This window comes from Nocardioides sp. P4_G4, from assembly GCF_056401085.1.
The window spans coordinates 1-20,168 of record NZ_JBFUKA010000011.1 but is presented as its reverse complement, the minus strand read 5'-3'; the positions used below and the strand labels follow the sequence as shown (position 1 = coordinate 20,168).

At 72.5% G+C, this 20,168-nt stretch carries 17 protein-coding genes; 9 read left to right on the top strand and 8 right to left on the bottom strand.

Features of this window, described 5'->3' with window-relative positions; translation table 11 throughout:
• Nucleotides 1-5 precede the first annotated feature (5 nt).
• From AC1DQF_RS04260 to AC1DQF_RS04250, 3 genes are all read left to right on the top strand, one after another.
• Nucleotides 6-626 (top strand): DUF6198 family protein, encoded by a 621-nt coding sequence (locus AC1DQF_RS04260; protein WP_477523963.1) that lies wholly within the window; start codon nt 6-8, stop codon nt 624-626.
• Nucleotides 627-759: 133 nt separating this feature from the next.
• Nucleotides 760-936: a hypothetical protein gene (locus AC1DQF_RS04255; protein ID WP_477523962.1), complete on the top strand. Its 177-nt coding sequence runs from the start codon at nt 760-762 to the stop codon at nt 934-936.
• 36 nt (nt 937-972) lie between these two features.
• Nucleotides 973-2,364: a WS/DGAT/MGAT family O-acyltransferase gene (locus AC1DQF_RS04250; RefSeq protein WP_477523961.1), complete on the top strand. Its 1,392-nt coding sequence runs from the start codon at nt 973-975 to the stop codon at nt 2,362-2,364.
• A gap of 12 nt (nt 2,365-2,376) precedes the next feature.
• Here the strand turns inward: AC1DQF_RS04250 and AC1DQF_RS04245 are convergent, their stop codons facing one another.
• Together AC1DQF_RS04245 and AC1DQF_RS04240 are read right to left on the bottom strand one after the other, a co-directional pair.
• Complete coding sequence (locus tag AC1DQF_RS04245) at nt 2,377-2,964, bottom strand: phosphatase PAP2 family protein (RefSeq protein ID WP_477523960.1); 588 nt, start codon at nt 2,962-2,964, stop codon at nt 2,377-2,379.
• A complete protein-coding gene (locus AC1DQF_RS04240) occupies nt 2,961-4,346 on the bottom strand; it encodes a diacylglycerol/lipid kinase family protein (RefSeq protein ID WP_477523959.1) in 1,386 nt (461 codons plus the stop codon). The genes AC1DQF_RS04245 and AC1DQF_RS04240 overlap by 4 nt, the downstream gene beginning before the upstream one ends.
• Before the next feature lie 202 nt (nt 4,347-4,548).
• Between AC1DQF_RS04240 and AC1DQF_RS04235 the strand changes: the two genes are divergently transcribed.
• Nucleotides 4,549-6,249, top strand: a complete 1,701-nt coding sequence (locus AC1DQF_RS04235) for a SulP family inorganic anion transporter (RefSeq protein ID WP_477523958.1) — start codon at nt 4,549-4,551, stop codon at nt 6,247-6,249.
• 239 nt (nt 6,250-6,488) lie between these two features.
• Here AC1DQF_RS04235 and AC1DQF_RS04230 read toward each other — a convergent pair whose 3' ends face one another.
• The gene (locus tag AC1DQF_RS04230) at nt 6,489-6,971 is read right to left on the bottom strand and encodes a DUF6325 family protein (protein ID WP_477523957.1); all 483 of its coding nucleotides are present in this window, start codon (nt 6,969-6,971) and stop codon (nt 6,489-6,491) included.
• Between the two features lie 178 nt (nt 6,972-7,149).
• On the opposite strand from AC1DQF_RS04230, the gene AC1DQF_RS04225 reads away from it, so the two are divergent.
• From AC1DQF_RS04225 to AC1DQF_RS04215, 3 genes are all read left to right on the top strand, one after another.
• Nucleotides 7,150-7,749, top strand: a complete 600-nt coding sequence (locus AC1DQF_RS04225) for a histidine phosphatase family protein (RefSeq protein ID WP_477523956.1) — start codon at nt 7,150-7,152, stop codon at nt 7,747-7,749.
• Nucleotides 7,750-7,799: 50 nt separating this feature from the next.
• Nucleotides 7,800-8,048 carry a hypothetical protein gene (locus AC1DQF_RS04220; RefSeq protein ID WP_477523955.1) on the top strand — a complete coding sequence of 83 codons (249 nt, stop codon included), beginning with the start codon at nt 7,800-7,802 and terminating at the stop codon, nt 8,046-8,048.
• Nucleotides 8,049-8,267: 219 nt separating this feature from the next.
• Nucleotides 8,268-10,466 carry a winged helix-turn-helix domain-containing protein gene (locus AC1DQF_RS04215; RefSeq protein ID WP_477523954.1) on the top strand — a complete coding sequence of 733 codons (2,199 nt, stop codon included), beginning with the start codon at nt 8,268-8,270 and terminating at the stop codon, nt 10,464-10,466.
• 25 nt (nt 10,467-10,491) lie between these two features.
• Here AC1DQF_RS04215 and AC1DQF_RS04210 read toward each other — a convergent pair whose 3' ends face one another.
• The 5 genes from AC1DQF_RS04210 to AC1DQF_RS04190 form a co-directional block, all read right to left on the bottom strand.
• Nucleotides 10,492-12,045, bottom strand: a complete 1,554-nt coding sequence (locus AC1DQF_RS04210; RefSeq protein ID WP_477523953.1) for a DUF2252 domain-containing protein — start codon at nt 12,043-12,045, stop codon at nt 10,492-10,494.
• 51 nt (nt 12,046-12,096) lie between these two features.
• On the bottom strand, nt 12,097-13,425 hold the full coding sequence (locus AC1DQF_RS04205) for a chloride channel protein (RefSeq protein ID WP_477523952.1): 1,329 nt from the start codon (nt 13,423-13,425) through the stop codon (nt 12,097-12,099).
• Nucleotides 13,422-14,000: a potassium channel family protein gene (locus AC1DQF_RS04200; RefSeq protein ID WP_477523951.1), complete on the bottom strand. Its 579-nt coding sequence runs from the start codon at nt 13,998-14,000 to the stop codon at nt 13,422-13,424. Before AC1DQF_RS04200 ends, AC1DQF_RS04205 begins: the two co-directional genes overlap by 4 nt.
• Before the next feature lie 177 nt (nt 14,001-14,177).
• A complete protein-coding gene (gene uvrA / locus AC1DQF_RS04195) occupies nt 14,178-16,622 on the bottom strand; it encodes an excinuclease ABC subunit UvrA (RefSeq protein ID WP_477523950.1) in 2,445 nt (814 codons plus the stop codon).
• Nucleotides 16,623-16,667: 45 nt separating this feature from the next.
• Nucleotides 16,668-18,089 (bottom strand): amidase family protein, encoded by a 1,422-nt coding sequence (locus tag AC1DQF_RS04190; protein ID WP_477523949.1) that lies wholly within the window; start codon nt 18,087-18,089, stop codon nt 16,668-16,670.
• A gap of 115 nt (nt 18,090-18,204) precedes the next feature.
• Here AC1DQF_RS04190 and AC1DQF_RS04185 point away from each other — a divergent pair, with 115 nt between their 5' ends.
• Both AC1DQF_RS04185 and AC1DQF_RS04180 read left to right on the top strand, forming a co-directional pair.
• Nucleotides 18,205-18,978, top strand: a complete 774-nt coding sequence (locus tag AC1DQF_RS04185; protein WP_477523948.1) for an ABC transporter ATP-binding protein — start codon at nt 18,205-18,207, stop codon at nt 18,976-18,978.
• 1 nt (nt 18,979) lies between these two features.
• Nucleotides 18,980-20,168 (top strand): ABC transporter permease (locus AC1DQF_RS04180; protein WP_477523947.1); only part of this gene is annotated, 1,189 nt, incomplete at its 3' end.

Below are 20,168 nucleotides of genomic sequence, written 5' to 3'. Positions count from 1 at the left end.
TGGCCGTGACCCACTCCGCTCGTCGGCTCCTGATGCTGCTGCTCGGCTGCGTCGTCCTCGGCGCCGGGGTCGCCCTGTTCCTCACCGCCGACCTGGGCTCGGACGGCTACTCGACCCTGGTGAACGGCATCGCCCTCACGACCGGGCTGGCGTTCTGGGTCGCCAACCTGCTGGTGGGGGTCGTGCTCGTCGCCCTGGCCGCCGTACGTCGCGTGCAGCCCGGGCTCGGCACGGTGGTCCAGGTGGTCGTCGTCGGGGTCACCGTGTCCGTGCTCCTCGGGTCGCTCGACACTCCCGCCGGGCTCGGACTGCGCCTGCTGCTGATGGCCGGTGCCTTCCCCGTGCTCGCCGTGGGGATCGCGGTCTACCTCGGCAGCCACACCGGTGCCGGTCCGGCGGAGGCGGCCGCCCTGGCATGGGACCCGCCCGTCCCGTTCCGGTGGAGCTACAGCGCGGTCCAGGGCGGGGGAGCGCTGATCGGCTGGCTCCTCGGCGCCACCGTCGGGCTCGGCACGGTCGCGGTCATCCTGTTGCTCGGCCCCGCGGTCGACCTCGCGAGCCGGCTGTTGCGCGTCGACGTGCATCAGGGGGTTGCCGCCGAGGCCGGTGCCGACCGGGCGGTGTGATCAGTCGTCGCGATCTGGTGGTTTCGGGACCTTTGGCCCTTCATCGCCGCTTCGAGCCTGCCTAGCCTCATCAGCGCAACAGACCACGGTGCACCCACCACGGCGACGGCACCATGCCCCTGAGGAGCAGACGTTGGAACGAAGCCAGGCCGCCCAGTCCGTCACTCTCGTCGACCGGTGGCGCTACCGGTCCGCGTTGCACGCCGCCCGGGTCCTGAACTCGCTCGCCCGACCCCCGGCCGGCGCCGGCCCGTCCGCACTGGTCCGCCCCCGGCAATCCGTGGAGAGCGGTACGTCCCGCGCCTCCTGACTCCGGACCCGACGGGGAGTCCGCGAGGAGACCTCCATGGAACGTCTGACCCCGTTGGCCACCGCCTTCCTTGACGCCGAGGACGTGGACCCCCGCGCCGCGCTCGCCATCGGCTCACTGGCCGTCTTCGAGGGACCCGCACCGGCATTCGAGGACTTCGTCGACCTGATCGCCGGGCGTCTCGCGCTGATCCCGCGCTACCGCCAGAAGCTGCGTACCGTCCCGCTCGACCTGGCGGCGCCGATGTGGGTCGACGACCCCGACTTCGACATCCGCTGGCACATCCGCAACACGGCCCTGCCCGCGCCCGGGGGACGTGAGGAGATCGGGCGGTTGATGAGCCGGGTGATGTCGCGCCGGATGGACCGCGACCGTCCCCTCTGGGAGTACTGGTTCTGCGAAGGCCTCGAGGGCGGTCGGTGGGCGCTGCTGTCCAAGCTGCACCACAGCCTCGTCGACGGGGTCTCCGGCACGGACCTGTACCGACTGGTGCTGGATCCCACCCCCACGACGCGACCGCCGGTCCCGGACGACTGGGTCCCCGCGTCCCCGCCCTCGTCGCTCTCCGTGACCGCGCAGGCCGCCTGGGAGCTGGTGACCTCGCCGATCCCCGCGGTGCGCGCCGTGGTCGGGACGGTCGCGAGCCCCCGTCGGCTCGCCAGTGCGTCCGTGCGGACCGCACGCGGTCTGCTGAGCATGACCTCGGCACTGCTCCCGGTCCAGTCCACCTCGTTGACGGGTCCGCTCGACGGCAGTCGTCGCTATGCGTGGGCGGACATCTCCCTGGACGACGTGCGTGTCGTGCGACGGCGGTACGGCGTCACGGTCAACGACGTCGCCCTGGCCGCGGTGAGCGGCGGCTTCCGGCAGCTGCTGATGTCGCGGGGGGAGGAGCCCGACCCGCACACCCTGCGCTCCCTGGTCCCGGTCTCGACCCGCGAGCCCGGCGCCGAGTCGATCCCGGACAACCGCGTCTCCCTGATGCTGCCCCACCTCCCGGTGGACGTGGCCGACCCGCACGAGCGGCTCCTGGAGGTGCAGGCACGCGTGCAGGCCCTGCGTGCGCAGCACGAGCCGGAGGCCGGCGCGAGCCTCACCAGTGCGGCGGCGTACGGCCCCTTCATGCCGGTGGCGTGGGGGATCCGGCTCGGACTGCGGCTGCCCCAGCGACAGATCACGACCGTGACCACCAACGTGCCCGGTCCACGTACGACGCTGTATGCCCTGGGCCGTGAGGTCACCGAGATGCTGCCGTACGTCCCGATCGCCGACCGGGTCCGCGTCGGGGTGGCGATGTTCTCCTACCGGGACACGCTCACCTTCGGCCTCACGGGTGACTACGACACGACCCCCGACCTGCAGCTGCTCGCCGACGGTATCTCCGCGTCGATGGAGGAGCTGCTGGCGCTCGCCCGACCGACCGGTTGAGGCCGGGGCCCGTCAGCGGGGCCAGCGGCGCTCGACGAGCGTGGCCGCCAGCTTGCCCGACGTGATCCCGATCAGGGACCCCGCCACCACGTCGCCCGGGTAGTGCACGCCGCAGTGCACCCGCGACTCCGCGACCGCGGTGGCGGCGAGCCGCAGCAGGATGCCCGGCCACGGACCGGTGGCAGTGACACCCTCGACGAAGGCGAAGGCCGACGCGGAGTGACCGGACGGGAACGACGTCGACGAGGGCATCGGCACGTGGCGCGCGTGCAGGGGATCGTCGGCGCGACCCGGACGACGACGCCGGGCCAGGGGCTTGAAGAGGAGGTTGACGGACCCGGACGCGACCCCGATCGAGGCCACCCCGCTCAGGGCCGCCCGGCGTCCGGCCGGCCCCCCGAACGCCGCCAGCACGGCGGCGACGCCGAACCACAGCTTCGACTTGTCGGCCGCGAGGCTCAGGCGCCGCAGGGCGACGTCCAGGGTGGGCGTCTCCGACTCGGCGACTGCGACGTAGAGGGCCCGGTCGAGCCGAGACATCTCCTCGAGGGCCGAGCGCACCCACGCGGACGCCGGTGTGTCGTCCGGCACCTCGGTCATGACGCCCCCTCGAGCCCGTGGTGGTGGGTCGGCGGGCGACCGCGGGCGACGTCCACGAGGTCACCGAGGTCGAACCCGTGGGCGTCGCGCCGTGCGGCGACGTCGAGGCTCTCCACCGGCACCCGCAACCTCAGTCCACGAGGGTGGATGGCGAACGTCAACGGGCTGTCGAGCTCGAGGGACTCCCCGTCGACGCCGGCGAAGACCCGCCCGCTGTGCGACCGGATCTCGAAGGACGTCGCCGTGAACTGGTGGATGTGAGGGTCACGTGCCGCCAGCCCGGCGGTGGAGCGGGCCACCATCGCGGCCGCCTCGCGACCGGTCCTGGCCGTCACGGCGACCACACCGAGGACGCCGGTCTCCACGCTGCGTCGCTGCGAGAGGTCCAGGGCGGGCCCGAGCACGTAGGGGTTGTTGGAGACCAGGACGAGGAAGGCGCCGTCGACCTCCACGCCGTCGGGCTTGGTGAACTGGAGGTCGAACGGCTCGGCCTGACGGCCGAGGAGCTCGGGCAGGAGCTGGCGCGAGGTCTGCGTCTTCGCTGCGCGATAGCCCTCCTGCTGCACGATGGTGGCGTAGACGCCGAGGGACACGTTGTTCACGAACAACCGGTCGCCGACGGTGGCGTAGTCGACCCGTCGCTCGATGCCCTCGCGGAAGGCAACTATCCCGGTCCTCGGGTCCTCCCGGTCCAGCCCGAGGTCGAGCGCGAAGTGGTTGCGGGTCCCGGCGGAGATGCAGACGAACGGGAGGTCGTGCTCGATCGCGATGGAGGCGACGAGCGCCTGGGACCCGTCCCCGCCGGCCATGCCGAGACAGTCCGCACCACCGGAGATGGCGTCGAGCGCGAGCTGGGCGAGATCGAGCCCGTGGTCGAGGAAGACCGTCTCCACGCCGAGGTCCGCGGCCAGCTCGGCCAGCCCGAACCTCTCCACCTTCCCCCCTCCGGACCACGGGTTGCACAGCAGCACCGGCTTCCCCGGTCGCGCGGTGACCTCAGCCGGGCGAGGTCCTGGTCGGTGCGGGTCGCGCAGCATCGCCACCCGCGCGGTCGCAGCGGCGACGGCCACGAGAACGACCAGGAGGAGCAGCTTCAGCAATGCCCCGTCGCTGCTGGACACCGAGCCCACGACAGCGACCGCGAGGACCACGCCCCCCAGTGCCACCCCGCCGAGGCCGACGGCGCGACGCGGCATGCGCTCGGTGAGGGCCCACCACCCACCCGCGACCACCAGAGCGAGACCGGCCAGGCCGCCCACGAGGAGACCGGGGTGTCGCAGCAGCATCACCACCACGGCACCGACCAGCACCAGGGTGGTCACCAGGGAGACGACCGCCGCCCACCGGCGACGGGAGGACGGTGCGTCGAGGACCTGTGTCACCGCGTCCTCCTGGTCCTCGGTCGTGCCTCGGGCCTCGAGGACCCCGGCTCCCCGACCGTAGGAGGGCCCGCGGGAGCCCGACCTCCCCCCGGCGCGACGTTCACCCGGGTGAGGTCTCCACGGGGGTGGGGTCGCCCCCGGACGCGCCGGAGCACGATGGGTCCGTGCGTCACCGTGGCGCGACTCGGCGTTGGGAGGCCACGTGAGCGCTCCGACCGACGCGGCCCCGGGGACGTGGACCCGCCACGTGCCGGCGGTGGGCCTGCTGCGCCGCTACCAGCGGGCCTGGCTCAGGCCGGACCTGGTGGCCGGGGTGGTGCTGGCCGCCATCCTCGTGCCGCAGGGCATGGCGTACGCCGAGCTGGCCGGCCTGCCCCCCGTCACCGGCTTGTACACCACGATCGCCTGCCTCGTCGGCTACGCCCTGATGGGTCCGTCCCGCATCCTGGTGCTCGGACCCGACTCGTCGGTGTCGCCCCTGATCCTCGCCGCGATCATCCCGCTCGGCGCGTCCACGGACCCGGCGAGGGCGATCGCGCTCGCCGGGATGATCGCCCTCTTCGTGGGCCTCATCGAGATCGGCCTGGGGGTTGCCAAGCTCGGCTTCGTCGCCGACCTGCTCTCCAAGGAGGTGCAGGTCGGCTACATGAACGGGCTGGGCATCACCATCATCGTCAGCCAGCTGCCCAAGCTGTGCGGGTTCTCGACCGATGCGGACGGCTTCGTCGACGACGTCCGCGCGTTCTTCACCGACCTCGACCAGACCAGCACGACCACCCTCGCGGTCGGCCTGGGGACGCTGGCGATCCTGCTCCTGCTGCCCCGGGTGACCAAGAAGCTGCCGGCGATCCTGATCGCGATCGTCGCCGCCACCGTCCTGTCCGCGGTCCTGGATCTCGCGAGCGAGGGCGTGGCCACGGTGGGTGCGCTCCCGCAGGGCCTGCCTTCGCCGGGACTTCCCCGGATCGCCTGGAGCGACGTCGGCCCTCTGCTCATCGCGGCCCTGGGCATCACCCTCGTGTCCCTGACCGACACCATCGCGACGTCGACCAGCTTCGCGGCCCGTCGTGGTGACGAGGTCCGCCCCGACCAGGAGATGATCGGACTCGGCACGGCCAACCTGGCTGCGGGCCTGTTCCAGGGGTTCGCCATCTCGACGAGCGGGTCGCGCACCGCGGTGGCCGAGCAGTCCGGCGCGAAGAGCCAGGTGACGGGGCTCGTCGGAGCGGGCATCGTCGCGGTGCTGCTGCTCTTCCTCAACGGCCTGCTGGCGGACCTCCCACAGACCGCCCTCGCCGCCGTCGTCATCACGGCGGCACTCTCGTTGATGGACCTCACCATCCTGCGGCGCTACTGGACGGTCCGCAGGAGCGCCTGGATGCTGTCGATCGTCGCGACCCTGGGCGTGGTCTTCTTCGGCGTCCTGGAGGGGATCCTGATCGCGATCGTCCTGTCGATCCTGCTCTTCTTCCGGCGCAGCTGGTGGCCGCACGGCGAGGTGCTCGGTCGCGTTCCCGACGGCACGTGGCACGGGGTCAGTCACCGCGACGACGCCACGGAGATCCCGGGCGTCCTCGTCTACCGGTGGGAGGCGCCGCTGTTCTTCGCCAACTCGGGGATGTTCCGGCACCAGCTTACGTCCCTGGCGAGCGCGAAGCAGGCCAGGTGGGTCGTGCTGCAGTGCGAGGCGGTGACCGACATCGACGTCACCGCGGCGGAGATGCTGGAGCAGACCGACCGGCAGCTCAACGAGCAGGGGGTCCATCTCGCGTTCGTCGAGCTCCGCACCCGGCTCCAGGACCTCGTGCTGCGCTACGGCCTGCTCGACACCGTGGACCGGGACCACTTCTACCCCTCGATGGACGCCGCGCTCGCGGAGATCGCCCAGACCGGGCCCGGGTAGGCCGGCCGAGGGACCGGGCGTGACAAGACCTCCGCCGCGAGCGGGGGCTCGGGACGGAGGCCTCGGCTGTGGGCGTCGGTCAGTCGCGTCGGTCGCGCCTGTCCTCACGTCGGTCGCCGCGGTCGTCGCGGCGGTCCTCTCGTCGGTCCGCGCGGCGGTTGTGGCCGTGGGCGACGACGACCGCCCCTCCCACCACTGCTGCCGTCCTCCGTCTGCGTCGTCGGGCTGCCATGGGCATGTCAGTCTCCTTCCTCTGCGTCGGCCTCCAGGGCGGCCAACATCGCTTGTACCGGGATCCGGCCGGACGCGACCAGCTCGCCGCCCACGTGACGCACGGCGGCGCCGAAGGGTGCGGCCCACAGGTTCTCCCAGACCAGGAGGGCGCCGGAGTGGCCCGGCTCGATGGTCACGGCCAGGTCGAGCACGTCATCCTCGGAGAGCACCATGGCCAGCTCCGTCTCGGCGAGTCGCAGGCCACCCAGCATGCCCTCACCGACGTCCTCCAGCTCGGCGAACTCGAGCGCGCCGTCGGCGTCCTTCTGCAGGAACAGCATGTCCAGGATGCGGATGAGGCCGCGGTCGACGTAGTCGGCGAGGATCGGCGCGAGCGTGCCGTCCCCGAAGTTCTCGGTGGGGAACTCGACGACGAGCCAGTCCACCGGACCGAGCTCGTCGAGGGAGCGACTCGCGTCGCTCCCGTCCTTCGTTGCAGCAACCCCCATCAGGGTCACCACCTCTCTTGTCGGAACACCTTGTCCTGCTGATCGAAACACCGCCGGCACCCCGCTCGCATCGCCTACCGCGCCGCTCACCCGGGTGGGGTCGGGGCGCCCTGATCACCCGGGTGATCAGCCYGCCGGGGTGAGGCACCCGGCGCCGGACCGGTCGCATGCTGGTCGCGTGCTCCAGCGCTACACGGAGGTGGGCGTCGACGCCAGACGTCGGCCCGGGGACCGGACCGTCGACCGGCTGGCGCCGCACGGCCTCACGGAGCCGCTCCAGCGGATCGTGGTCACGCCGCCCACGGGGTCCCACGGCCGGTCGGACGACCCGGCCGACGACTGGCAGGGACTGTCCCCGGAGGGGCACGACCTCGCCGAGCTGTTGGCCCGGGACCTGGCGGGCACGCACGTCTACCGGGTGCTCTCGTCGCCGGGACTGCGCTGCCGGCAGACGGTGATGCCCCTGGCCGTGCGACGCGGGCTCGACGTGGAGCCGGTCTCGGCCCTGGCGTCGGGGGCCGCGGTCACGACCCTCGCGGAGCTCGTGATCAGCCCCGCCCTGCCGCACGCCGTGATGTGCGTCGACGAGATGACGCTGAGGCGGCTGGCCACCCACCTGCGCGGGTCGGCCCGGTCGTCGGCACGTCTCATGAGTGGCTGGACGAGCGTCGGCTGGGTGCTGACGCTGGTGCCGCGGGAGCAGGGTCCGAGCATCGGCGGCGTGCTGACGCCCGTACGGCGGGCCCCGACCCGGCCCACCTCAGGTTCACCTGAGTGAAGTCCGCGACAGGGGATGCCAGCACCGGCGGCGGGGGGCACGGTGAAGGCATGCAGAGGTATCGCTTCGTCGGCCGGGCGGGTGGGGAGCCGGTTCCCTACCAGTTCGTCGTCCGCGGAGACCTGCGGGACCGTTTCCCCGATGCGTTCCGTGGGCTGTCGACGCGGGGGGAGGGGGAGCTCACGGTCATCAGCGGCGACATCATCGACCAGGCCCAGCTGATCGGGGTCATCGTCTGGCTGGGCGACTGCGGGGTCGAGATCATCAGTGTCGCTCCGGCCGGGAGGGGCCTTTCGTAGCCCGCGACGGGACCAAAGCCCCGGGCACGCCCGCTGGTTCGTCGTTACGTTGGAGCGATGACACGGGCGACGCGCAAGGCGTCCGGAGCGCTCCGAGCGCTGCGCACGGATGTGACACCCCTGATCCCGGCACGCAGCGACGACAGCACGCCCGTTCCCCACCCCAGGAGCCCCCTCGTGGCGGCACCGCGCCACGACACACCTGGATCGTCCATCCCGGTGCCGCAGTCCAAGCTCCGGTTCCCAGCCCTGCGTCCGGACCTCGTGGGGCGACCCCGGCTGTTGTCGCGGTTGCTCGACACCGACGCGCGCCTGGTCCTGGTCTCGGCCCAGGCCGGCTTCGGCAAGTCCGTGCTCCTGGCCCAGTGGGCCGCCGAGGACCCTCGCCGGTTCGCCTACGTGTCCCTCGAGACGTCGGACAACGACCCGGTGTCGATGTGGACCGGCATCGTGGCGTCGGTGCGCCAGGTGGATCCCACGTTCGGGACGAGCGTCGAGCCGATGCTGCACTCCATCGGTGGCCTGGCCCTGGAGGTCCTGGTCCGGCGGCTCCTGCTCGACCTCGAGAGCCTGCAGGAGCCCCTGGTGCTGGTGCTCGACGACTACCAGCTCGTGCGGACCCGCTCGTGCCACGAGTCCATCGAGCTCCTCATCAACCTTGCCCCACCGCAGCTGCACATCGCCCTGGCATCGCGGTTCGACCGGCCGCTGCGGGTCGGGCGCCTCCGGGCGTCCGGTGGGCTCCTGGAGCTGAGGGCCCACGACCTGGCGTTCACCGTCGAGGAGACCCGGCTCCTCACCGCCGGGACGCTCGTCCCGCCCCTGAGCACCGACGACTCCGCCCTCCTGCACGAGCGCACCGAGGGCTGGCCGGCGGGGCTTCAGCTGGCGATGCTGAGCCTGCGGGCAGCCGATGACCGCACCGCGCTCCTCCGGTCCTTCGGTGGCTCGAACATGCACGTGATGGACTACCTGACCGAGGTCGTGCTCGCCTCCCTGAGCGAGGACGCCAGGGCGTTCCTCGTGGACACCTCGATGCTGTCGCAGCTGACCGGCTCGCTGTGCAACGCGGTCACAGGCCGTGAGGACGGGGCCGACCTGCTGCAGGAGCTGGGTCGGCTGAACCTGTTCCTGGTCCCGCTGGACGACGAGCGTCTCTGGTACCGCTACCACCACCTCTTCGCCGAGTTCCTGACGCAGGAGCTCGGGTCGACCGACGCCGCACACCGGGCCGAGCTGCACCGGCGGGCGTCCCGCTGGTTCGCCGACGCCGGGGACGTGACCGAGGCCATCGAGCACGCCATCGCCGCCTCCGACCTCGACGAGGCGACCGACCTCGTGCTGTCGCACTGGGCGCTCCGGGTCTTCCAGGGTCGCCTGGCGACGGTCGCCTCGTGGCTCGACGCGTTTCCCGCCGGCCACGTCGCCACATCGGCCCCGCTGAGCGTCGCACGCGCGTACGTGTGCGGCCTGCAGGGCCACCAGGACGAGGCACGGCTCGCGGTGGAGCAGGCCCTGCGTGCCGCGCGGCCGGGCCAGCGGATGCCGGACGGAGCCAGCCAGGTAGAGCACTCGGTCGCCCTGATCCGCGCGATGCTCGTCTGGGGGGACGCCGAGGGCCAGCAGGTGGCCGCCCGGTCGTTGGACGAGCTGCACCCCGACTTCGCGCCCGAGTTCCAGGCGCTGTCCACGTTCGCGACCGGGCTCGGCCTGTTCCTGGCGGGTGAGCACGAGCAGGCGCTGCCGCACCTGCAGCGGGCCGTCGTGCTGGGGGCGGAGTCGGCCACCTGGGTGAGCGTCATGGACGCCATGGGCATCGAGGCCCAGATAGCCCTCGGGCGCAGCTGCCCGGAGGAGGCGTGGGAGCTGGCGGAGCGGGCCGTCGCCCGCGCACAGGAGAACGGGCTCGGCGACCTGCCCCACGCCGGCTACTACCTCGCGACCCTGGGCGCCGCGATGGCACGGTGCGGCCAGGTGTCCGAGGGCGACCCACTGCTGGCGCGCGGCATCGAGCAGTTCGGGGAGTGGGACCTGCTGCTCGCCGCCCACCTGCGCCTGATGCGAGCTCCGGTACGCCGCCGCCTCGGGGACGCCGACGGGGCGCGGGCGCTGCTCGAGGAGGCCAAGGCGCTCCTCGCTCGCTGCGGTGACACCGGCTTCATCGGCCGCCTCGTGCCGAACCTGGAGCGGTCGCTCACGACCTCGCACCGCAGGGGAGAGGGACGCACCGACCTGACCGACCGCGAGCTCGACGTGCTCCGCCTGATGGCCCAGGGGCTCACCAAGCGCGACATCGCCCACCAGCTCTTCCTGTCGTTCAACACGATCCACTCCCACACCAAGTCGATCTACACCCGGTTGGACGTGAGCAGCCGCACCGAGGCGATCGCGCGCGCACACCACCTCGAGCTGATCTGACCCGGGCGCGGCGGACCACGCGCGGTCAGACCCCCTCCACGGCCTCGATCCGCGACGTACGCACTGCGTCGACGAACGCGTCGTAGTCGCGCTCGTTCTGGTCGGCGTAGCGCTGGGAGAAGTCGGTGATCGCCAGGTCGAAGGTGTCGTCGTCGCCAAGATAGGCCGCGATGGCGATCGGGTCCCCGGAGCGCGCGTGCGCCCGGGCCAGCGTCCAGCCGCAGAGGCGGCCGTAGAGCTCCAACGTCCCCGCCGACATCTGGTCGACCAGCGCCGAGCCCTTCATGTCCCGCAGCTGGCGCCAGTAGAAGTACCTGCCCTCCTCCTGCCCACGGGTCCACCCCAGGAAGATGTCGCTCGTCCCCTGCATCAGGCGTTGGCCGTGGACCACCCGTTGTCCGGGCTGGGCGAAACGGCTCTTGCGCAGGGGTCCCTCGAGCACGGACGACGTGGCCTCCTTGACCTGGAGGAACAGAGGGTCCGTCTCGTCCGCCCCCTGCAGCAGGGCTATGAACGCCCGGGTCCCGACGCTGCCCACGCCGACCACCTTGCGGGCGAAGTCGACGACCTCGAACTGCTGGAGGAGGTGTCGACGGTCGTGCTGGAGCGACGCGCGGTAGCTCTTGAACTGGGAGAGGATGACCTCCTCCATGTGCTCGGGGACGAGCCCGTACGTCCCGTGCAGCTCTCGTGCCGGCACGACGACCGGGGGGACGCTGACGATCCGGTGGGTGCCGTCGACGACCTCGGTCAGCTTCGACAGCGCCTGCATGCTGGTCCGGCCCCGGGCCTTGAGGGCATTCTTCTCGAACCGCTTCTCGAGCTTCTTCGCCTCCTTGGCCGACATCGTGCCGACGCCGGCAGCGGTGACCTCGTCGCGCACCTCGTCCTCGGACTTGTCGGACTTCTCGGACTTCGAGCGCTTCTTGTCCTTCTTGTCCGAGCCCGTGCCCTTGATCGTGCCGTTCCCGGCCGAGGGTTCGTCGATGGCCCGGCGCATCATCTCGCGCAGGTCGTCCTCGGTGAGGCGGGCGTACCAGAGGTCCATCGTGCCCATCGCCGCGAACTCGGCCATCGCCGTCCGGTAGGCGGTCACGCACGCCTGGGTCACGTCGCGGGCCTGCTCCCGCGTGCACCCGTTGTGGTACGCCGCGACGGTGAGGCTGGCGGCCAGCCGCTTGACGTCGAACTCGAACGGTCCGGGCAGCGTCTCGTCGAAGTCGTTGATGTCGAAGACCATGTTCCGCTCGGGAGACGCGTACACCCCGAAGTTGGAGAGGTGGGCGTCGCCGCACAGCTGGACCGTCAGGCCCGCGGTCGGGGTGCCCGCGAGGTCGTCGGCCATGATCTTGGCTGCKCCCCGGTAGAAGGTGAACGGCGATGCCATCATCCGCCCGTGTCGCACCGGGACCAGGTCGGCGTCGCGGCGGACGTTCTGCTCCTCGATGAGCGACACCGGATCGCTCCGGCGGGGTCCGCCGGCCCACCCGACGTGTGCGCCGAGGGGGGTGCGGACGCGGGCCTCCTTCCCGAGTACCTCGCGCTGCTCGCGGGTGGGATGTTCGACAGTGGTGGCCATGGTGAGACGCAACCATCCCGGGAAGTGGGGCGCCTCGCCTCCCGGCCGATCTCACCCGGGGGAGCCCGTGCGTGGCGTCTCMGACCAGCGGGCGTCGAGGGCGACGGCACTGACCAGGGCCACGACGGCGGCGAGCATGACGATCGGGATCTGGCTCGAAGCCTCCGACCCGAGCAGGAGCACGACGAGGACGACCGAGGTGATCGGCAGGCGCAGGATCGCACTGGTGGCGGCAGCCATCCCGATCGCTATGCCCGCGGTCGTCCCCAGGCCGGGCAGCGGGGCGACGAGCACGCCGATGGTGGCGCCGAGGAAGACCGCCGGGAACGTGGGGCCGCCCCTGAAGGCGCCCAGCGACAGCCCGTAGCCGGCACCCTTGAGCAGCACGAGCAGGACCAGGCTGGTGGTGGACCAGTTGTCCGGGGAGGTGACCAGGGCCGAGAGGGAGTCCTGCCCCGACTCCAGCACGTCAAGGGCCGTCCGGTCGGTCATCAGCGTGTAGGCGCCGGCGCAGGCGCCGACGAGCAGACCGACGACCGTGGTGACCGGGACCGTGTGCCGGGACGCCGCACGGGCGGTGCGGAGGCCCAGGCGTCGCATGAGCAGCATGGCCACGGCGGTCATGACCGAGACGGGCACCACCCAGAGGAGGTCTCCGACGTCCACCGTCGCGGAGGGAAGTCCCGGGATGGTCAGCGACGGCACGTCGATCCCCGACCAGGTGCCCAGCCCCGTGAAGACGATGTCTCCGAGTCCACTCGAGACAATGCACGGCAGGAGCACGACGAGCACCTGCTTGCCGGCGAGACCGACGATCTCCATGATCAGGACCGACGCGACCAGGGGGTTCCCCAGGACGGCCGAGATGGCAGCGGCGGAGCCGGAGGCCGCGATCAGGGTCACCGCCTGGGACGAGGCGCCGAGACGGGTCCGCTTGGCGGCCATGAAGGCCAGTCCGCTGCCCAGCGCGAGGAGCGGCCCCTCGGGACCGATCACGGCCCCGAGGACCAGGCTCGCCACGGCCGCCAGGACCACCCCCGGGAGGTCGACCCCCGTCGTGACCCCGCCCGCCATCCCGGCGGCGGGCACGTGCCCGCCMCGCCCGGGCAGGAAGGCGACGACGAGGCCCACCAGGAGCCCGCCCAGACCCAGGACCACCACGCAGTACCAGGCGGTCGGCCGGTCCCACCCGAGGTCCTTCGGGAGGTCGTGCCAGACCCACTCCTGCATCACCGTCACCAGGGCGAGGAAGCCCCAGGCGACCAGGGCGACCGGGATGCCGATCAGGCCGGCGGCCAGCAGGAGGACGTGGTAGCCGCGCCCGCGCAGGACCGTGGCGACGTCGGGTGGCGACGCCCCTTCGTCGTCGCCGGCGCTCACGGCCCTACCTCGTGCCCGGGCCCGGGCCCGTCGCCCACGGACGGGACCGCTTCCTCGCCTTGGCGTCGTCGCCCCACGTTGACGACGCCGACCAGGAGGTGGACCCCCAGGCCGAGGATGACGAGGTCGAGCAGCATCTGGGTCATCACCAGCACCCGCGCCGCCTGGCTGGTCGCGGTGATGTCGCCGAATCCCACCGTGGCGAAGACCGTGATCGTGAAGTAGAGGGCGTCGGTGCGCGTGATCGAGGTGTTGAAGTTGTCCGGAGCGTCCTGGGCCAGGACGCTGTACGCCGTCGCGTACAGGACCAGGAAGAAGGGGACGGTGAACGCCAGGCCCTCCACGGCGCGCAGCACGGGGTACGACGCGTGGGCGATGGCCCAGAGCTGCCAGGCCACCACGACCGAGAAGACCAGCAGGCCCACCGAGAGCGAGACGATGACCGGGACGGTCTCGAGGCGGTCGAGGGGCGCGGCGTAGAGGAGACCGATCAGGATCCCCGCGGCGGCCAGCGACCGTAGCAGGGCACGCACCAGCAGTCGGCGGACCGTCCTGCGGTTCGACCGCCCACTCACGGTGCCTCCCGCCTTGACGTCGCGACCTGCTCGAGCGCCACCCGGGCTGGACGGCGAGGCGGCCGGTCATGATGCTGCCCGTCGCGGGAGCGACCGGGCGTCACCCGGACCGCGACTTCACCCGGGTGAGCGGAGCCGGTGCCACGCCAGCGCGCCACCCCGAGCTGGTCGCGCTGGTCAGCTCCCCAGGCGGCGGGCCAGGTACGTCGCGGTGAGGCCCACCCCGGCCGCCGCGACGTCGCGGGGGACTCCGGTGGCGACGACCCGGCCTCCGGCGTCGCCGCCGCCGGGGCCGAGGTCGACGACCCAGTCCGCGGTGGCGATGGTGTCGAGGTCGTGCTCGACCAGGACGACCGTGTTGCCCGCGTCCACCAGCCGATGCAGCTGGCGCAGGAGCAGGTCGGTGTCCTGCGGGTGCAGGCCCGAGGTGGGCTCGTCGAGGAGGTAGAGGGAATGGCCCCGGTTGGCGCGCTGCAGCTCGGTGGCCAGCTTGATGCGCTGGGCCTCGCCGCCGCTGAGCTCGGTGGCGGGCTGGCCCAGCCTCAGGTAGCCCAGCCCTACCTCGCGCAGGGTCTGCAGACCGCGCGCCGCGGCGGGCACGTCGGCCAGGAAGACGGCGGCGTCGTCGACCGACATGGCGAGCACGTCGGCGATCGTGCGGTCGTGGTGGGTCACCTCCAGGGTCTCGGCGTTGTACCGGGCTCCGTGGCAGGTCGGGCACGGCGCATAGGTGCTGGGCAGGAACACCAGCTCGACCGAGACGAACCCCTCGCCCTGGCAGGTCTCGCACCGCCCTGCGGCGACGTTGAACGAGAACCGCCCGGCGCCGTAGCCGCGCGCGCGGGCCTCGGGGGTGGCGGCGTACAGCTTGCGGACCGCGTCGAAGAGCCCGGTGTACGTCGCGAGGTTGGACCGTGGCGTCCGGCCGATGGGTCGCTGGTCCACGACCACCAGCCGGTCGAAGGAGTCGATCCCGCTGACCTCGCGGACGTCGACGTCCCCGACCACGGCGGCCTCGTCGTCCTCGTCGGTCCCGGTGGGCTGGCCCAGGTGACGGCGGACCACCTCGGCCAGGACCTGGACCACCAGGGTCGACTTCCCCGATCCGGAGACGCCGGTCACCGCGGTCAAGGTCCCGAGGGGGAGGTCGAGCGACACGTCCTGGAGGTTGTGGCGCGAGACGCCGCCGAGGTGCAGCCACCCGGCCGGGGTGCGTGCGTCGTGCTCGAAGCGGGCGGCGCGGCCGAAGAGGTGGGCGCTGGTGGGCGACTCCGCGACGTCCTCCAAGCCGGCGATCGGGCCCGAGTAGAGCACCCGTCCACCGCCCTCGCCCGCGGCGGGACCGATGTCCACGACCCAGTCCGCACGGCGTACGACGTCCATGTCGTGCTCGACGACGAAGAGCGAGTTGCCGGCGGCCTTGAGCCGGTCGAGGACCTCGAGGAGCGGCTCCGCGTCGGCCGGGTGGAGGCCCGCCGAGGGCTCGTCCAGCACGTAGACGACGCCGAAGAGGCCAGAGCGCAGCTGGGTCGCGATCCGCAGGCGCTGCGCCTCGCCGGGTGACAGCGTCGTCGAGCTGCGTCCCAGCGCCAGGTAGCCGAGGCCGAGCCCGAGCAGCACCTCGATCCGGGACACGAGGTCGCCGCTGATACGCCCCGAGACGTCGTCGCTGTCGTCGGTGACAGCCGGGCGCAGGAGCTCGGCGAGCTCGGTGAACGGCAGCGCGTTGGCCTCGGCGATCGAGGCCCCTGCGAAGGTCACCGCGAGTGCCTCGACGCGCAGGCCGCTGCCGTGGCAGGTCGGGCAGGTGGTGCTCCGCACGAACGGCAGCACCTTGGCGCGCATGGCCTCGCTGGCCGACGAGGCCAGCACCTGGCGCACGTGCCGACGGGCGCTGCGGAACGTGCCGTGGTAGTCGCGACCACCGCCTCCGTCCTTGTCCTGTGGGCGGATCAGGACCGACGGCTGCTCGTCGGTGAACAGCAGCCAGTGCCGGTCCTCCGGGGACAGCTCGCGCCAGGGACGGTCCACGTCGATGCCGAGGTTCTTCACGATGCGCCGCAGGTTGTGCGCCTGCCAGGCACCCGGCCAGGCGGCGATGGCGCCGGCGCGGATGCTGAGCGACCTGTCGGGGACCATGAGGTCCTCGGCGACGTCGTGCACGACCCCGAGGCCGTGGCACTCGGGGCACGCCCCCGCGGCGGTGTTCGGGGAGAACGCCTCCGCCGCGAGGTGCTCGGCGCCGTCCGGGTAGCTGCCCGCCCGGGAGTAGAGGATCCGCAGCAGGTTGGACAGGGTGGTGATGGTGCCGACCGTCGACCGGGAGCTGGCCGCGCCCCGGCGCTGCTGGAGGGCCACGGCGGGCGGGAGCCCCGAGATCTCCTGCACGTGCGGTGCGCCGACCTGGTGGAGCAGGCGGCGCGCGTAGGGCGCGACGGACTCGAAGTAGCGACGCTGCGCCTCGGCGTACAACGTGCCGAAGGCCAGCGACGACTTCCCGGAGCCCGAGACCCCGGTGAAGGCGACGATCGCGTCGCGGGGCAGGTCGACGTCGACGTCGCGGAGGTTGTGCTCGCGGGCTCCCCGGACGCGTACGAACCCGGCCCGCTCCTGTGTGCTCACGCTCCTGTCTAACGGATCGGCGTGGCGGTCCGCCCGTCGGGTCCCTCAGACGAAGGTCGGGAACGTCGGCGCCGGGAGCGGACCTGTGGCGGCGTCGCGCGCCGCCTCGTAGCCGTGCGCGACCTCGATCAGCCCGCGCTCGCTGCCCGCGGTACCCCAGAACGACACCGCCACCGGCAACCCGGCGGCGAGCTCGGTGGGGACCGTGACGAGCGGGTAGCCGGCCACCGCGGCCGGTCCGGAGCAGGCGCCCGGGAAGGACTCGGGGTTGACGAGGTCGATGGGACCGGCGGGGGCRTAGGCCGGGGTGACCAGCGCGTCCAGCCGGTGCTCGCGGAGCGCCCGGTCGATGCCGTCGTCGCGGGTGGCCGCGACGCCGCGCTCCCGCGCGGAGAGGTGCTCGGGGCTGCCCGCGACCGGTCCGGCGAGGGCCTGCTCGAAGAGCCCCTGGCCGAAGTGGGCGAGCTCCTCGTGGGCGTGCTCGCGGTTGAAGTCGACGAGCTCGCGCAGCGTGCGCGGCACGTCGCCGCCGCGGGTCGCGAGGTAGTCCTCCACCCCGGCCCGGAACTCGGCCAGGAGCACCAGCATCTCGACGTCCCACACCTCGTCGCCGAGCGCCGGCAGGTCGGTGTGGTCGACGATGGTCGCACCCTCGGCGGCCAGCAGGGAGAGCGCCCGCTCGGCGGCGGCGTCGGCATGCGGGCTGTAGCCCCAGAACGTCCTGCGGGGCACCCCGATCCGCTTGCCCGCCAGCCGCCCGGGCACGGCGTGCGACGCGTAGTCGGTGCCGTTCGCGGCCAGCACGGTCAGCAGCGCCGCCGCCCGGGCGACCGTGCCGGCCATCGGTCCGGGGGAGTCCTGGGACCACGAGATCGGCACGACGCCGTCGGTGGGGACCGTGCCGACCGTCGGCTTGATGCCGACGCACCCGTTGAAGGCCGCCGGGCAGCTGATCGAGCCGTCGGTCTCCGTGCCGATGGCGTAGTCGGCGAGACCGGCCGCCACCGCGGCGCCGCTGCCGGAGCTCGATCCGCCGGCGGAGCGGTTCGACGCGTACGGGTTTCGCGTCAGCCCGCCGTATCCGCTCCATCCCGAGGTCGAGCCCTGGTCGCGGATGTTGGCCCACTCCGACAGGTTGGTCTTGCCGAGGACGACCATGCCGGCGTCGCGCAGGCGCCGTACGAGCGTGGCGTCGCGATCCGGCGCCGGCGCGGCGGCGAGCGCCAGCGAACCGGCCGTGGTCGGGAGGTCGTGGGTGTCGATGTTGTCCTTGACCAGCACGGCCCGGCCGTGGAGGGGACCCCGGACCGCGCCCTCGGCGGCCTCGCGGTCGAGCTTGTCCGCCTGCTCCAGTGCGTCCGGGTGGAGCGTGCAGATCGCGTGGGTGCGGGCGTCGACCTCCTCGATGCGGGCCAGGAGCTGCTCGACCCCCGCACGGGCTCCGGGCGGGGGCGGGAAGGACACCATGGTCCGAGTCTGCCGGGCACCTGGTCGCGTCCCTCCGGGGAGCGCATCCGATGGTCCTGCCGGTGGGTGCCATAGGGCACTGAGGCGTTGGCGGTCCGCGACGCACTGTGGAGTCATGGCGACACATCGCACGCCCACGCCCACGGCCGCAGCCGCGGCGTCCGCGCAGGACGCCGCGTGCGCCCGGCACGCGGTCAAGGTCTACGGCACCGGCGACACGGCGGTGACCGCCCTGGACGACGTGACGCTCGAGCTCCCTCCGGGTCAGCTGACCGCCATCATGGGTCCGTCCGGGTCCGGCAAGTCGACGTTGATGCACTGCCTGGCCGGCCTGGACACCCTCACGAGCGGGCAGGCGCTCGTGGGCGGGACGGATCTGGCCTCGCTCTCGGACCGCCAGCGGACGATCCTGCGCCGCGACCGCCTCGGCTTCGTCTTCCAGGCGTTCAACCTGCTACCCACGCTCACCGCCGAGGAGAACATCACGCTGCCCGCCGACCTCGCCGGCCGCACCCCGGACCGGGACTGGCTGGAGACCGTGGTCACCACCCTCAAGATCGGGGACCGGCTGCACCACCGGCCGTCCGAGCTGTCGGGGGGACAGCAGCAGCGGGTCGCCGTGGCGCGGGCGCTGATCTCGCGGCCCGATGTCGTCTTCGCCGACGAGCCGACCGGTGCACTCGACTCGAAGGCCAGCACGGAGCTGCTCCGCTTCCTGCGGTCGGTCGTCGACGACCTGGGCCAGACAGTGGTCATGGTGACCCACGACCCGGGTGCGGCGGCGTACGCGGACCGCGTCGTGTTCCTCGCCGACGGTGCGGTCGTCGAGGAGCTGCTCGAGCCGAGCCGGGAGCGGATCCTGGACATCATGGGCCACCTGGACGGCTGAGATGCTCCGGGTCTCCCTGCGCAACCTCCTGGTCAACAAGCTGCGCCTGTTCCTGACGGTGATGGCCGTGACCGTCGGCGTCACGTTCGTGTCCGGCACCTTCGTGCTCTCCGACACCATGCTCAAGGCGTTCGACGAGCTGTACGCCGGCCTCACGTCCGGCACCGACGTCGTCGTGAAGTCGCAGGCCGCGTACGACGCCGACATCTCGGTGACCGGGGGACAGGTCCGGCCCCTCGCCGAGGACATCGTCGCGACGGTGCGCGACGTCCCGGGCGTGGCCGTCGCCGAGGGTGGGGTGACGGGCTACGCGCTGGTCCTGGACGACCACGGCGACCCGATCCAGCCGGGTGGCGCCCCAACCTTCGGCACCAGCGTCTCCGCCGACCGCCGCCTCGCCGGGGCGGCCTCCTTCCGTGAGGGTCGAGCACCCTCCGGGCCCCATGAGATGGCCCTGGACGCCCGGACCGCCGAGAAGGGCGGCTACGACCTCGGTGACCGCGTCGTCGTCGTGCTCCAGGACGGGCCGCGAACCTTCCGGCTGGCGGGCATCATCGGCTTCGGCGAGTCCGACAGCCTGCTGGGTGCCACCATGTCCGGCTTCGACCTGGCCACGGCCCAGCGGGTCCTCGGCAAGGCGGGGGTGGTGGACGAGGTCGACGTCCTGGCCGCGGACGGCGTCGACGCGGGTGAGTTGCGCGACCGGATCGCGCAGGTGCTGCCCGACGGTGTCGAGGCACTGACCGGGGCACAGGTGGCCGACAACGGCACGCAGGCCGTGCGCGACTCCCTGGGCATCTTCACCACCATCATGCTGGTCTTCGCCGGCGTCTCGGTGCTGGTCGGGTCCTTCGTCATCTGGAACACCTTCAACGTCCTGGTCGCGCAGCGTCGGCGCGAGGTGGCCCTGCTGCGCGCGGTCGGGGCGACCCGGCGACAGGTCCTGCTCGGCGTCCTGGTCGAGGCCGGCGTCATCGGGCTGGTGTCGGGCGTGATCGGGCTGCTGCTCGGGGTCGGGCTCGCCGCCGGCATCCGATCGCTGCTCGAGCTCATCGGCGTGGAGATCCCGTCGACCTCGCCGTCCGTCGAGCCGCGGACGGTGGTGGCCGCGCTGGCCGTGGGGCTGCTGGTGACCATGGCGGCGGCCATCGCGCCGGCCTGGGCGGCCACCCGGGTCGCCCCCATGGAGG

Bases quoted from the DNA above. Each gene is read 5' to 3' on its own strand.
- AC1DQF_RS04245 (WP_477523960.1), bottom strand. From the start codon at position 2,964: ATGACCGAGGTGCCGGACGACACACCGGCGTCCGCGTGGGTGCGCTCG.
- AC1DQF_RS04250 (WP_477523961.1), top strand. From the start codon at position 973: ATGGAACGTCTGACCCCGTTGGCCACCGCCTTCCTTGACGCCGAGGAC.
- AC1DQF_RS04185 (WP_477523948.1), top strand. From the start codon at position 18,205: ATGGCGACACATCGCACGCCCACGCCCACGGCCGCAGCCGCGGCGTCC.
- AC1DQF_RS04230 (WP_477523957.1), bottom strand. From the start codon at position 6,971: ATGGGGGTTGCTGCAACGAAGGACGGGAGCGACGCGAGTCGCTCCCTC.
- AC1DQF_RS04220 (WP_477523955.1), top strand. From the start codon at position 7,800: ATGCAGAGGTATCGCTTCGTCGGCCGGGCGGGTGGGGAGCCGGTTCCC.